At 45.4% G+C, this 14,363-nt stretch carries 12 protein-coding genes; all 12 read left to right on the top strand.

Translation table 11 applies throughout. The features are described from left to right. Window positions 1-6: 6 nt before the first annotated feature. The 12 genes from ppsE to NST22_RS10035 all read left to right on the top strand — a co-directional run bounded on the left by ppsE (window position 7) and on the right by NST22_RS10035 (window position 14,362). A complete protein-coding gene (gene ppsE / locus NST22_RS10090; protein WP_080015512.1) occupies window positions 7-3,846 on the top strand; it encodes a plipastatin non-ribosomal peptide synthetase PpsE in 3,840 nt (1,279 codons plus the stop codon). A gap of 110 nt (window positions 3,847-3,956) precedes the next feature. Beyond that, window positions 3,957-4,349 (top strand): DUF1360 domain-containing protein, encoded by a 393-nt coding sequence (locus NST22_RS10085; RefSeq protein WP_003231518.1) that lies wholly within the window; start codon window positions 3,957-3,959, stop codon window positions 4,347-4,349. A gap of 135 nt (window positions 4,350-4,484) precedes the next feature. Continuing rightward, complete coding sequence (locus NST22_RS10080; protein ID WP_003231519.1) at window positions 4,485-6,017, top strand: glycoside hydrolase family 10 protein; 1,533 nt, start codon at window positions 4,485-4,487, stop codon at window positions 6,015-6,017. Between the two features lie 107 nt (window positions 6,018-6,124). Next, window positions 6,125-6,298, top strand: coding sequence for a hypothetical protein (locus NST22_RS10075; protein WP_009967352.1), 174 nt, complete (start codon window positions 6,125-6,127; stop codon window positions 6,296-6,298). Beyond that, a complete protein-coding gene (locus tag NST22_RS10070; RefSeq protein ID WP_003245257.1) occupies window positions 6,288-6,593 on the top strand; it encodes a DUF5367 family protein in 306 nt (101 codons plus the stop codon). Before NST22_RS10075 ends, NST22_RS10070 begins: the two co-directional genes overlap by 11 nt. Window positions 6,594-6,683: 90 nt before the next feature. Further along, window positions 6,684-7,826 carry an acyl-CoA dehydrogenase gene (locus NST22_RS10065; RefSeq protein ID WP_003245114.1) on the top strand — a complete coding sequence of 381 codons (1,143 nt, stop codon included), beginning with the start codon at window positions 6,684-6,686 and terminating at the stop codon, window positions 7,824-7,826. A 43-nt stretch (window positions 7,827-7,869) separates the two neighbouring features. Continuing rightward, window positions 7,870-9,519 carry an AMP-binding protein gene (locus NST22_RS10060; RefSeq protein ID WP_003244755.1) on the top strand — a complete coding sequence of 550 codons (1,650 nt, stop codon included), beginning with the start codon at window positions 7,870-7,872 and terminating at the stop codon, window positions 9,517-9,519. A gap of 9 nt (window positions 9,520-9,528) precedes the next feature. Next, the gene (locus tag NST22_RS10055) at window positions 9,529-10,863 is read left to right on the top strand and encodes an acetyl-CoA carboxylase biotin carboxylase subunit (protein WP_003231523.1); all 1,335 of its coding nucleotides are present in this window, start codon (window positions 9,529-9,531) and stop codon (window positions 10,861-10,863) included. Window positions 10,864-10,877: 14 nt separating this feature from the next. Next, window positions 10,878-11,099, top strand: a complete 222-nt coding sequence (locus tag NST22_RS10050; RefSeq protein WP_003245519.1) for an acetyl-CoA carboxylase biotin carboxyl carrier protein subunit — start codon at window positions 10,878-10,880, stop codon at window positions 11,097-11,099. Window positions 11,100-11,113: 14 nt separating this feature from the next. Continuing rightward, entirely contained in the window at window positions 11,114-12,013 is a 900-nt protein-coding gene (gene ldeG, locus NST22_RS10045; RefSeq protein ID WP_003231525.1) for a hydroxymethylglutaryl-CoA lyase, read from the top strand. A 20-nt stretch (window positions 12,014-12,033) separates the two neighbouring features. Beyond that, a complete protein-coding gene (locus tag NST22_RS10040; RefSeq protein ID WP_003231526.1) occupies window positions 12,034-12,816 on the top strand; it encodes an enoyl-CoA hydratase in 783 nt (260 codons plus the stop codon). Between the two features lie 10 nt (window positions 12,817-12,826). Further along, entirely contained in the window at window positions 12,827-14,362 is a 1,536-nt protein-coding gene (locus NST22_RS10035) for an acyl-CoA carboxylase subunit beta (RefSeq protein WP_003231527.1), read from the top strand. Window position 14,363: the final 1 nt, after the last annotated feature.

Raw genomic sequence — 14,363 nt, 5'->3', positions numbered from 1 at the left:
GAATCCGTGAAGAAAGGTGCAGACACTATGAATACCATTAAAAAAATCAAGAACATTTATCCTCTGAGTCATATGCAGGAAGGGATGCTGTTTCATTCCTTCCTCCGTAAAGAGGAGGGGGCGTATGTTGAGCAGTCGCTCTTCACCATTAAAGGAAGCCTCAGCTATGACTGGTTCCAGCGCAGCATTCAAGCCATTATCGACCGCCATGATATTTTCAGAACCGTGTTTTTGCCGCACGTCCCGCATTTGTCGGGACCTCGGCAAGTCGTGATGACAGAACGTGAATTCCATTTGAACAGCGAAGACATTTCTCATCTGCCGACAAACGACCAGAATGAGTATATTGAACGCTTTAAAGAGAAGGACAAGCAAAAAGGCTTTGATCTGCAAAAAGACATGCTGATGCGGATTTCTCTATTCAAAACAGCTAAAGATGAGCATGTCTGTATCTGGAGTCACCATCACATTTTAATGGACGGATGGTGCCTAGGTATCGTTATGCAGGAATTTATGCAAATTTATCAATCGATTCATGCAGGAAAACCGCTTTCATTAGACCCTGTCCGTCCGTACAGCACCTATATTTCATGGCTGACAAACCGAGACAAAGAAAAAGCAGCGGCCTACTGGGATACCTATTTAAAAAACTACAGCGCTCCATCACCTCTGCCTCGTGTGTCTGATAAAGAAACAAAAGAAGGTTATCACCGTGAAGATTTGATATTTTCATTAAATAAACCACTGACAGACAAGCTGAAAGAGACTGCCAAACAACACGGCGTCACGCTCGCTACCCTTATTCAGGCAGTCTGGGGTGTGATGCTGCAGCAATATAACCGCACAGACGACGTTGTGTTTGGCGCAGTTGTATCAGGAAGACCGTCAGAAATCCCAGGCGTGGAGCAAATGATAGGGTTGTTTATCAATACCATACCGATTCGAATTAAAACACACCAAGACGAAACGTTTCACGAGCTGCTCATACGCTGCCAGAAAGAAATGCTGGAAGCTGAGCCGTTTACCTGCCAGCCTTTATTTGATATTCAGGCAAACACCGCATTAAAACAGGAACTGATTGATCACATTATCGTCTTTGAAAACTATCCGTTACAGCAGAAAATCGCCGATTCCGCTGATCAAACCGATTCACCGCTGCAAATCGATCAAGTTCAAGTATCCGAGCAATCAGGATATAACTTTAATCTTGTCGTTGCTCCTGGCGAAGAGCTTGTCATCAAGTTCAGCTATAATGCATTCGTTTACGATGCTGCCTGGATCAGCTGTATCAAGAGGCAATTTACGCAAGCGCTTAGCACAGCTGCACAGCACCCTCATATGCCAATTGCTGATTTTTCTTTTCTTGATGCAACAGAAAAAGAGCAGATTGTCACACAGTTCAACAATACAAAAACGGAGTATCCAAAGAATCATACAATTATCGATTTATTTCGCGAACAAGCAGAAAAGACGCCAGACCATACCGCACTTGTGTATGGCAATATGTCTATTTCGTATAAAGAGCTTGATAAACGCTCTAATGCGCTCGCCAGAGAGTTAATTCAAAAGGGATTTCGGAAAAACGAGACAGCCGGAATATTGGCTGCACATTCTCCCGAATTCATGATCAGTGTGCTTGCCGTATTAAAAGCAGGGGGAGCATACCTCCCGCTTGATGCGGAGCTTCCGCCTGAACGAGTCAGCTTTATGCTTGAGGAAACGCAGGCAAAAATGCTGATTGTTCAAAAGGGATTGGAGCAAAACGCTGCGTTCTCAGGAACATGTATCATTTCAGATGCGCAGGGATTGATGGAAGAGAACGATATCCCTATTAATATCAGCTCCAGCCCGGATGATCTTGCGTACATCATGTATACCTCAGGATCAACAGGCCGGCCGAAAGGGGTCATGATCACGAATCGCAATGTCGTGTCCCTTGTCAGAAACAGCAATTACACGTCTGCGTCCGGTGATGACCGGTTTATTATGACTGGATCTATCAGCTTTGACGCCGTCACCTTTGAAATGTTCGGGGCACTTTTAAATGGCGCAAGCCTTCATATCATTGATAAATCGACAATGCTGACACCTGATCGGTTTGGAGCGTATTTGCTTGAAAATGACATTACAGTGCTATTTTTAACGACAGCTCTTTTTAATCAGCTGGCACAGGTACGAGCTGACATGTTTCGCGGACTCCATACGTTATATGTCGGAGGAGAAGCACTCTCTCCTGCCCTGATGAATGCCGTCAGACACGCCTGTCCAGATCTCGCGCTTCATAATATTTACGGGCCAACGGAAAACACGACTTTTTCAACCTTTTTTGAAATGAAGAGAGACTATGCGGGGCCGATTCCGATTGGAAAACCAATCAGTAATAGCACCGCTTACATCTTAGATACAAAAGGACGTCTTTTGCCAATAGGCGTTCCCGGCGAGCTTTGTGTTGGCGGTGATGGAGTCGCTAAAGGCTATTTGAACAGAGTAGATCTGACAAATGCTGTGTTTTCTCCTCATCCTTTCTTGCCTGGAGAAAGAATATACCGTACCGGTGATTTGGCGCGCTGGCTGCCTGATGGAAACTTAGAATACATCAGCAGAATTGACAGGCAAATGAAAATCCGCGGAAAACGAATTGAGCCTGCCGAAATAGAAGCGCGCCTGTTAGAAATGGAAGGCGTTCAAGAAGCAGCAGTGACATTGAGAGAAAAAGATGGAGAGGCGCAGCTGTACACTCATTACGTCGGTGATCACAAAAAAACAGATACGGATTTTCGCGCCGATTTGGCGCGTGTGCTTCCAGACTATATGATCCCGCAGCACTGGGTGCGTGTGGAGCGGATGCCGCTTACCGGAAACGGAAAAATAGACCGCAGCGCGCTGCCTATTCCAGAAAATAAGCCTGCCAAACGACAGAACATCATATTGCCAAGAAACTTGGTTGAAGAAGAATTGGCGAACATTTGGAAGCAAGTCCTCGGTGTTAACACAATCAGTATTGATGATGACTTCTTTGCTATTGGCGGACATTCACTAAAAGCACTGCAAGTCATACATACACTAAAACATCAGCAGAACATTGACATACCGATTGATTTCTTGTTCGAACATCCGACAATCGCTCAGCTTGCCGAAAAACTTTATTCTAAACAGCTGACAGCAGCAAATGAACAGCATGTGATCAAACTGAACCAGCACGGCGCGCAAAATCTTTTCTGCTTCCCGCCGATATCGGGATTTGGCATTTATTTTAAAGACCTTGCTTTATTGCTGAATGAGAAGGCAGCCGTATACGGGTTTCACTTTATTGAACAAGACACCCGCATTGAACAATATGTTAATTGCATGACGGACATACAGCCTGAGGGCCCATACGTTTTATTAGGCTACTCTGCAGGCGGAAACCTGGCTTTTGAAGTGGCACAGGCTATGGAGCGCAAAGGATTAGAAGTCAGCGACTTCATTATCGTGGACGCTTATCTAAAAGAACAGCCTTTGCCTATCGATACCGGTAATGACGAATCTGCAGCATATCTGCCTGAAGCAGTCAGAGAAAAGGTGATGAAGAAAAAAAGAAACTATCAGGAATATTGGGCACAATTGCTGAATGAAGGGCACATCAAAGCAAGCATTCATTTCATCGAAGCTGGAATCCATCCCGAAACCAGCAAGAATACAGGCTTAACGAAATGGGAAGGCGCCTGCGGAAACTATAGTGAGTACACGGGTTTTGGCGCTCATAAAGACATGCTGGAAGGAACATATGCTGAAAAGAATGCCGACATCATCCTCGACATTTTAGAAAAGATCACTTCAAATCAAGTAATACTGCACAAACGATAAAGCGGATTAGCGGACAGAGGCCATTCTCTGTCCGTCTTTCTTTTTGTATCAAGAATGGATAAGGGACACTTGGGAATGATAACATCATCCTTTTTCTTGGAGGCTTCTCAATGGACCGTCTTTCTTTTCTAACTTTTATCATGCTGATTCTAGCCAGTTACAGGCTGACACATTTGATTGTATTTGACAAAATCACAGAATTTATCCGAAAACCTTTTATGAAAAAGAAAAGGATTGTTGATCAAAACGGGCATGTAGATGAAAAAAGCGTGCCGGCTTCTAACTTTGGATACATGCTCAATTGCTACTGGTGTGCCGGTGTTTGGTGTGCCATCTTGATCGGACTTGGCTATCTTTTTTTGCCTCGTATTGCAATACCGCTGATCTTTATTTTAGCCATTGCCGGAGCACAAGCGATCCTTGAAACGGCTGTCGGTGTCGGCGTAAAACTTATTGATGTGTTAAAAAGTCTGCAAACCATGATGAATGATAAAAAGTCCTAAAAGCGGTTCACAACATGCTTTAGGACTTTTTTCGTTTATTTAGTGAGATAGACATTCTGTTAATCACCCTTTTATAGCCCGGGAATACCGTAATAGCGAATAGTGAAAGTGATGTAATGGGGGAGAAGAAACAGAATGAAGGTTTGCCAAAAGTCGATTGTCCGTTTCCTTGTCAGCTTGATCATCGGAACGTTTGTCATTTCCGTTCCGTTTATGGCCAATGCGCAGTCTGACAGGGAGCTGAGAGCCGTATGGATTGCTTCCGTATTAAATATTGATTGGCCGTCCAAAAAAGGGTTATCTGTGAAAGAGCAAAAACAGGAGTATATCAAACTGCTGGACGATGTGCAAAAAATGGGAATGAATGCCGTTATCGTTCAGATTAAACCGACGGCTGATGCCTTTTATCCGTCAGCTTACGGGCCTTGGTCGGAATACTTAACCGGTGTCCAAGGGAAGGACCCCGGCTATGATCCTCTTGCATTTATGATTGAAGAAACCCATAAACGAAATTTGGAATTTCACGCGTGGTTTAATCCTTACCGTATTACAATGAATCATACAGATCTTAATAAATTGTCTGAGGATCACCCGGCAAGAAAACATCCAGATTGGGTTGCCGCCTATGGAAACCAGCTGTATTATCATCCAGGCATTCCAGAAGCGAGAGATTTTATCGTCAAAGGCATTGAAGAAGTCGTAAAACATTATGATATCGATGCTGTTCATATGGATGATTATTTTTACCCTTATAAAATAGCGGGACAGGAATTTCCTGATCAAGCACAGTACGAACAATACGGAAAAGACGCTTTTTCTAATATCGATGACTGGCGGCGGGACAATGTGAACCAGCTTGTCAAACAAATCAACCAAACAATTAAAGCTGCAAAACCGTATGTCAAATTCGGCATCAGTCCCTTTGGAGTATGGAGAAACGCCGCAGATGACCCGACCGGATCGAATACAAAAGCAGGCGTCAGAAATTATGACGATCTATATGCAGACACAAGGCATTGGATCCAAGAAGGCGACATCGATTATATTGCTCCGCAAATTTATTGGAGTATCGGCTTTAACGCAGCGGCTTACGACGTGCTGGCTGATTGGTGGAGCAATGAAGTCAAAAATAGGCCTGTTCACTTATATATTGGCCAGGCAGCATATAAAATCAATAACAATTTTGATCCGCCTTGGTCCGATCCTGAGGAATATGTGCGGCAAATCACTTTGAACCGCCAGCTTGAACTGGTGAAAGGAAGCATGCATTTCAGCCTCAAGGACCTCAACAAAAATCCGCTTGGCATCAAAGACAGTCTCAGCACCGATCTTTACAGCAAGCCGGCACTGGTTCCGCAAATGCCTTGGCTTGACAATACCGCCCCAAAAAAACCGAAGCTTACGAAAGTCACCGAAGACAAAAACGGCAATCTTCTGCAGATTAAAGATCACCCATCAAATCAAAAAACGAAAGAAACAGCCTATTATGCGATATACAGAGCCGAAGGGAAAAAGCAGAGAACATTGCTGGCAACGCAAAGAAAAACACATGAGCAGCAAACCTTCTTAGATAACACGGCAGATCCCAACAAGAAATATACGTATTATGTCACTTCAGCAGACCGGCTTCATAACGAAAGCAAAGCTTCCAAACGAACAACAAAATAAGAAATGAGAAGGACGGCTTTCTAAGTCGTCTTTTTTTAAAAAGTGATTTTGGGACAGGAAACGATGGTAAACCGCTGAATTTTTTAAAAAACAAAGGTGAGATTCACATGAATATGGAGGCGGTGTTTGGACATTTACCATTATTGGAATCTGAGAAACTAGTACTAAATAAAAATAAAATCGAAGAGAAACACGTACAGGACGTGTTTTACGTTTTCATTTCTAGTCTGGTTAGGTGCCACATTATTTTTTGTGCTGTTCGGAGATGCTGTGTTGACTGATCCGGCTGAAGAAGCCTTTTTGCCGAACTTTCTTCTCTTGGGAGCGGGCACTGCTCTTGTTTTATGCCTTGTGTTCTTTCTCTATCAAAAACTCGATCAATCACAGTTCGCGGTGATCAAGCTAGGTATATGGGGATCAGCGGTCGGTTTATTGATGGATACGATTTCCCTTTGGAATCTTCCCCTCATCTTCCCGGCTTTATCAAAGGGCCAAGTTATTGCGTTTACGATATGGATGGTATGCGCCTACTGCATGTATTTGCTCATCCCGCTGATATTATCACATAAAAAATGATTCAGTTTTAATTTTCAGACTTTTCTTGTCAGGGAATGATTATAGAACTCGCCTAATAGGATGTTACAAAGATGTGAAGGAGGAAACGATGTGAATTTTGAGCTGACAAAAGAACAACAAATGGTGCGTGAAATGGTAAAAGATTTTGCGAAAAAAGAAATTGCTCCTCACGCTGAACATGTAGATCAAACAGGCGAGTTCCCGATGCAAACATTTAAAAAAATGGGTGAACTCGGTCTGATGGGTATTCCATTTCCAGAAGAATACGGCGGATCTGGCGGTGATACGATTTCATATGCCTTAGCGGTTGAAGAAGTCGGCAAAGCCTGCGGCAGTACTGGATTAAGCTATGCTGCAGCGGTCTCGCTAGGCGCAAGCCCTCTTTACTACTTCGGAACAGAAGAGCAAAAACAGACGCATTTGACGCCGCTGGCTTCAGGCACAGCACTCGGATCATTCGGCCTGACGGAGCCAAATGCCGGCTCAGATGCAGGAGGCACTCAAACAAAAGCGATTTCAAATGGTGACGAGTATGTAATCAACGGCGAAAAGTGCTGGATCACTAATGCAAGCTACGCACGCACAGTTATTGTAACCGCCGTAACAGGCAAAAACAAAGACGGAAAAAACATCATCTCCGCATTAATCGTGCCAACTGACACACCAGGACTTACGATTACGAGCCCGTACGATAAAATGGGCGTCCGCGGTTCGAATACAGCGGAAATCTTGCTTGAAGATGTAAGAGTGCCTGCGGCCAACTTACTTGGCGATCCAACAAAAGGGTTTAAACAGTTTCTATATACGCTGGATGGTGGTCGAATCTCCATCGCTGCTCTTGCAGTCGGCATTGCCCAAGCGGCCCTTGACGCATCATTGGCATATGCGAAAGAGCGAAAGCAGTTTGGACAGCCGATTTCTTCCTTTCAAGCGATTCAATTTAAGCTTGCTGACATGGCGATGGAAATTGATCTGGCACGGCAAATGGTGTTAAAAGCCGCCTGGCTGAAAGATCATAACCGCCCGTTCACCAAAGAAGCGGCGTACGCCAAGCTATTCGCATCTGAAATGGCGACAAGAGCTTGCAATCAAGCCATTCAAATCCATGGAGGTTCAGGCTATATGAAAGAGTATGGGGTGGAACGGATGCTGCGGGACGCAAAATTAATGGAAATCGGTGAAGGCACATCTGAAATTCAGCGTCTCGTGATCGCCAGACAGCTTTTAAAATAAAAATGTAAACGCTTTCCTATCATTAAGAAAGGAGGAACAATGAATGGCTGAACTCATCCATTCCACAATCGGCAGGCTGCTGGAACAAACAGCTGATGCGTATCCCGATCGAGATGCTGTTGTGTATCCAGACCGAAATATCCGCTATACGTACGCTCAATTTGACAGTCTGTGCCGTCAAACCGCTAAAGGTCTCATGCGGATGGGGATTGGAAAAGGAGACCACGTCGCCATATGGGCTTCTAATATCTCTGAATGGCTTGCCGTCCAGTTCGCAACTGCGAAGATCGGAGCCGTGCTCGTGACCGTCAATACCAATTATCAAGCACATGAGCTTGATTACTTGTTAAAGCAATCGGATGCCGCGGCGCTTATTATCATGGATTCATACAGGGGCACTTCTTATCCAGACATCGTGAACAGTTTAATTCCAGAACTGCAAGAAGCAAAGCCCGGCCAACTGAAATCTGAACGCTATCCCTTTTTAAAAACGCTGATCTATATTGGCAATAAACGATTGTCTGGCATGTATCATTGGGACGATACAGAGATATTGGCGAAAACAGTGACAGATGCTGAGCTTGAAGAGAGAATGAACAGCCTGGATAAAGACAATGTGATTAATATGCAATACACATCAGGAACGACAGGGTTTCCAAAAGGCGTGATGCTGACCCATTTCAATGTCATCAATAACGCTGCTAATATCGCTGAATGTATGGCTTTAACCTCTCAAGACCGCATGTGCATCCCTGTTCCGTTTTTTCACTGCTTTGGATGCGTCCTTGGGGTTTTGGCATGTGTATCCGTCGGGGCAGCCATGATACCCGTGCAAGAATTTGATCCCGTTACCGTCCTTAAAACGGTAGAAAAAGAGAAATGCACAGTGCTCCATGGTGTGCCTACCATGTTTATCGCCGAGCTGCATCATCCGGATTTTGATGCATATGATCTATCGACGCTCCGAACAGGAATCATGGCCGGCTCTCCCTGTCCAAGTGAAGTGATGAAAGCTGTGATTGAAAGGATGGGCATGAAAGACATTACGATCGCCTATGGACAAACCGAAGCCTCGCCAGTCATTACACAAACGAGAGCAAATGATTCCTTCATAAGAAGAGTCGAAACAACCGGCCGTGCCCTGCCACATACTGAGGTGAAAATTGTAGAACCCGGGACATGTCAAGAAGTTCAAAGAGGCATGCAGGGAGAACTGTGCACCCGTGGCTATCACGTCATGAAAGGCTATTATAAAGACAAAGATGCGACCAGAAAAGCAATCAATCATGACGGATGGCTGTTTACCGGAGATCTTGCTGTCATGGATGAAGACGGGTACTGCCGCATCACCGGAAGATTAAAAGATATGCTCATCAGAGGCGGCGAGAACATTTATCCGCGGGAAATTGAAGAATTTTTATACCAGCATCCCGCTGTTTTAGATGTACAGGTGGTTGGTGTGCCTGACGCCAAATTCGGGGAGGAAGCTGCAGCCTGGATTAAACTGAAAGACGGTAAAAGCGTTTCACCTGATGAGCTTAAAGCCTATTGCAAAGGGAAAATCGCCCGCCACAAAATTCCGCGTTATGTTATTTTTACGGATGACTATCCGATGACGGCCTCAGGCAAAATTCAAAAATATAAACTGCGAGAAAAAACGATTGAAATGTTCAACTTATCATCAAGTCAATGAGGTGAAATCATGTTTACAAAAGTACTGATCGCCAACCGCGGTGAAATTGCAATGAGAATTATCCGAACATGCAGCCGTCTCGGCATTAAAACGGTCGCTGTTTATTCAGAAGCAGACAAGGACGCGCCCCATACAAAAGCCGCTACAGAGGCATATTTGATCGGGGAATCGAGAGTCAGTGAAAGTTATTTAAATATAGAGAGAATCATAAAGACGGCGAAAAAAGCAAAAGCCGACGCGATCCACCCGGGATATGGATTGTTATCAGAAAACAGCCGGTTCGCTGAACGCTGCAAGCAAGAAAACATCGTGTTTATCGGACCTTCCCCTGATATCATCGCAAAGATGGGCAGCAAAATTGAAGCGCGAAAAGCAATGGAGGCTGCAGGTGTCCCTGTGGTGCCGGGCGTTTCTGAATCCCTCGGAGATATAGAGGCAGCCTGCCGCACCGCAAGTCAAATCGGCTATCCTGTCATGCTGAAAGCTTCAGCGGGCGGAGGCGGCATCGGAATGCAGCGTGTTGAAAATGAAGAAGCATTAAAAAAAGCGTACGAGGGAAACAAAAAGCGCGCAGCAGATTTTTTCGGTGACGGGTCTATGTATATAGAAAAAGTTATTGAACATGCGCGCCACATCGAGGTTCAGCTTTTGGCCGATCAACACGGCCATACAGTACATCTGTTTGAACGTGATTGCTCTGTTCAGAGGCGCCACCAAAAAGTCATTGAAGAAGCACCGTCTCCATTTGTAGACGATGAACTAAGAATGAAGATCGGTCAAACAGCGGTAAAAGCAGCGAAGGCAATCGGCTATACGAACGCAGGCACCATCGAATTTATAGTTGACCAGAAACAAAATTTTTATTTCCTCGAAATGAATACGAGACTGCAAGTTGAACACCCCGTGACTGAAGAAATAACAGGCCTGGACTTAGTTGAGCAGCAGCTGCGGATTGCTGCGGGCCATACACTCACATTCTCCCAAAAAGACATCCAACGGAACGGGCATGCGATAGAGGTTCGAATATACGCGGAAGATCCCAAGACCTTCTTCCCGTCACCAGGTACGATCACTGCGTTTTCACTTCCTGACCAAAAAGGAGTCAGACACGAATGTGCGGTAGCAAAAGACAGCACCGTTACCCCTTTTTATGACCCGATGATCGCTAAGATGATTGTCAAAGGCCAAACCAGAACAGAAGCAATTGAAAAACTAGAGACAGCGCTTCGCGACTATCGTGTAGAGGGAATCAAAACAAACCTTCCGCTCCTCATACAGGCTGCGGCAACAAAGGCATTTAAAGAAGGGGATGTCACGACTGACTTTTTGAAACAGCACCTATAAAGGAGGCAGTTGTCATGACGGTTAGCATACAAATGGCAGGAAACCTGTGGAAAGTCCACGTCAAAGCCGGCGACCAAATCGAAAAGGGCCAGGAGGTAGCCATTTTGGAATCGATGAAAATGGAAATCCCGATCGTTGCAGATAGAAGCGGAATCGTAAAAGAAGTCAAAAAAAAGGAAGGCGACTTTGTAAATGAAGGAGACGTACTGCTCGAACTGAGCAATTCCACTCAATAATTTGGAGGAAGACCATGCCATATCCTAAAAAAGTGACAATCAAAGAAGTCGGCCCGCGTGATGGCTTACAAAACGAGCCCGTTTGGATCGCAACAGAGGATAAAATAACCTGGATCAACCAGCTTTCCCGGACAGGGCTGTCGTATATTGAAATCACATCCTTCGTTCACCCGAAATGGATTCCGGCGCTTCGAGATGCTATCGATGTAGCAAAAGGCATCGACCGAGAAAAAGGGGTAACGTACGCGGCACTTGTCCCGAATCAAAGAGGACTGGAGAATGCACTTGAAGGAGGCATTAACGAGGCTTGCGTTTTTATGTCCGCCAGCGAGACGCACAACAGAAAAAACATCAATAAATCCACTTCTGAATCCCTCCATATACTCAAACAAGTAAACAACGACGCACAAAAAGCAAACCTCACAACAAGAGCCTACCTCTCGACTGTTTTCGGCTGTCCGTACGAAAAAGATGTCCCCATTGAACAAGTCATTCGCCTTTCAGAAGCTCTATTTGAATTTGGGATTTCTGAACTGTCGCTTGGAGATACGATTGGAGCAGCTAATCCCGCCCAAGTGGAAACTGTACTTGAAGCTCTTTTGGCACGATTCCCGGCTAATCAAATTGCCCTGCATTTTCATGATACGAGAGGAACCGCTCTGGCCAACATGGTCACAGCACTCCAAATGGGCATCACGGTGTTCGACGGCTCGGCAGGCGGGCTTGGGGGATGCCCATATGCGCCAGGTTCATCAGGAAACGCCGCAACTGAGGATATCGTGTACATGCTTGAACAGATGGATATCAAAACAAATGTAAAGCTAGAAAAACTGCTATCTGCGGCCAAATGGATTGAAGAAAAAATGGGCAAACCGCTGCCGAGCAGAAATTTACAGGTGTTTAAATCATCTTGATAAAAGGGAGGACGCATACAATGGGAGATTCTATTCTTTTTACTGTTAAAAATGAACATATGGCGTTGATCACCTTAAACAGGCCTCAGGCAGCAAATGCTCTTTCAGCGGAAATGCTTAGAAACCTGCAAATGATTATCCAGGAAATTGAATTTAACTCAAACATCCGTTGCGTCATCCTCACAGGCACCGGTGAAAAAGCGTTTTGTGCAGGGGCAGACCTGAAGGAACGGATAAAACTGAAAGAAGATCAGGTTCTGGAAAGTGTATCTCTCATTCAAAGAACGGCGGCTTTACTTGATGCCTTGCCGCAGCCGGTCATAGCTGCGATAAATGGAAGCGCATTAGGCGGCGGACTAGAATTGGCATTGGCATGCGACCTTCGAATCGCAACTGAAGCAGCTGTGCTGGGACTTCCGGAAACAGGGTTAGCTATTATCCCGGGCGCTGGAGGGACCCAAAGGCTGCCCCGGCTGATTGGCAGAGGAAAAGCAAAAGAATTCATTTATACAGGCAGACGCGTGACCGCACACGAAGCAAAAGAAATCGGCCTTGTAGAGCATGTCACGGCTCCTTGTGACCTTATGCCAAAAGCAGAGGAACTGGCCGCAGCCATTTCTGCCAACGGACCGATCGCTGTCCGTCAGGCTAAATTTGCAATCAATAAAGGATTGGAGACAGATCTTGCTACAGGCCTTGCGATTGAACAAAAAGCGTATGAACAAACCATCCCGACAAAAGACAGGAGAGAAGGGCTTCAGGCCTTTCAAGAAAAAAGACGGGCCGTATACAAGGGAATATAAAAGGGAGGCAATGCTGATGGATTATGAAAAGGAACGAACAGAACGGGCTGAACGGATTCGAAAAGGCGGAGCGGAAAAGTATCATCAAAGCAATCGGGAAAAAGGCAAGCTCTTTGTCAGAGAGCGGCTTTCCCTTCTCTTTGACGATGACATTGAGCTAGAAGACGCTTTTTTTGCGGAATGTATGTCAGACGGGCTTCCCGCTGACGGAGTTGTAACCGCTATCGGCAAAATCGGCGGCCAAACCGTTTGCGTCATGGCGAATGATTCAACAGTGAAAGCGGGGTCATGGGGAGCAAAAACAGTTGAAAAAATCATCAGAATTCAAGAAATCGCCGAAAAATTAAACTGTCCGCTCATTTATTTAGTCGATTCGGCAGGCGCCCGAATTACCGACCAAATCAATGTCTTTCCAGGGAGACGCGGTGCAGGAAGAATTTTTTACAATCAAGTCAAATTATCGGGACGCATTCCGCAAATCTGTCTGCTTTTCGGACCATCTGCGGCAGGAGGCGCTTATATTCCGGCCTTCTGTGATATCGTCGTTATGGTAGACGGTAACGCCTCCATGTATTTAGGTTCGCCAAGGATGGCGGAAATGGTTATTGGAGAAAAAGTGTCTCTCGAAGAAATGGGTGGCGCCCGTATGCATTGCTCAATCTCCGGCTGCGGAGATATTCTTGCAGAAACTGAAGAAGAAGCCATACAGCTGGTGCGGGCTTATTTGTCTTACTTTCCGGCAAATTTTCAAGAAAAAGCGCCCATTCATGAGAAACGCCCGCCAAAACACTTCGAAACTCCGCTTGCCGACGTCATTCCGCAAAATCAAAACGCACCTTTTGATATGCATGAGCTCATTGAGCGGGTCATAGATGAAGACTCATTTTTTGAGATCAAAGCCTTATTTGCACCGGAATTATTGACGGGCCTCGCACGAATCCACGGACAGCCTGTCGGCATTGTTGCAAACCAGCCGAAGGTAAAAGGAGGCGTCTTATTCCACGATTCAGCAGACAAAGCGGCTAAGTTTATTACCTTATGTGACGCTTTTCATATCCCATTGCTGTTCTTAGCCGATATCCCCGGTTTTATGATTGGCACAAAAGTAGAACAGGCTGGGATTATCAGACACGGAGCGAAAATGATTTCTGCGATGTCGGAGGCAACTGTTCCAAAACTCTCTGTCATTGTCCGAAAAGCTTACGGGGCGGGGTTGTATGCAATGGCAGGGCCGGCATTTGAACCGGATTGCTGTCTAGCGCTCCCAACCGCCCAAATCGCCGTCATGGGCCCTGAGGCCGCTGTAAACGCTGTCTACGCTAAAAAAATCGCCGAGCTGCCAGAAGAAGAGAGAGCCGCATTTATCAGCAGCAAACGGGAGGAATACAAAGAGGACATCAATATCTACCGTCTGGCTTCAGAAATGATCATTGATGCTGTTATCCCAGCCAATTCGCTGCGTGATGAGCTGGCCAAACGGCTCAAGGCATACATGACAAAGGAAATGACATTTACCAATCGAAAGCATCCGGTTTATCCGGTGTAAA

The sequence above is a fragment of the Bacillus sp. PS237 genome (assembly GCF_037963345.1).
GTDB lineage: Bacteria > Bacillota > Bacilli > Bacillales > Bacillaceae > Bacillus > Bacillus subtilis.
The sequence above is the reverse complement of the archived record's forward strand: the minus strand, read 5'-3'. Positions and strand labels throughout refer to the sequence as shown.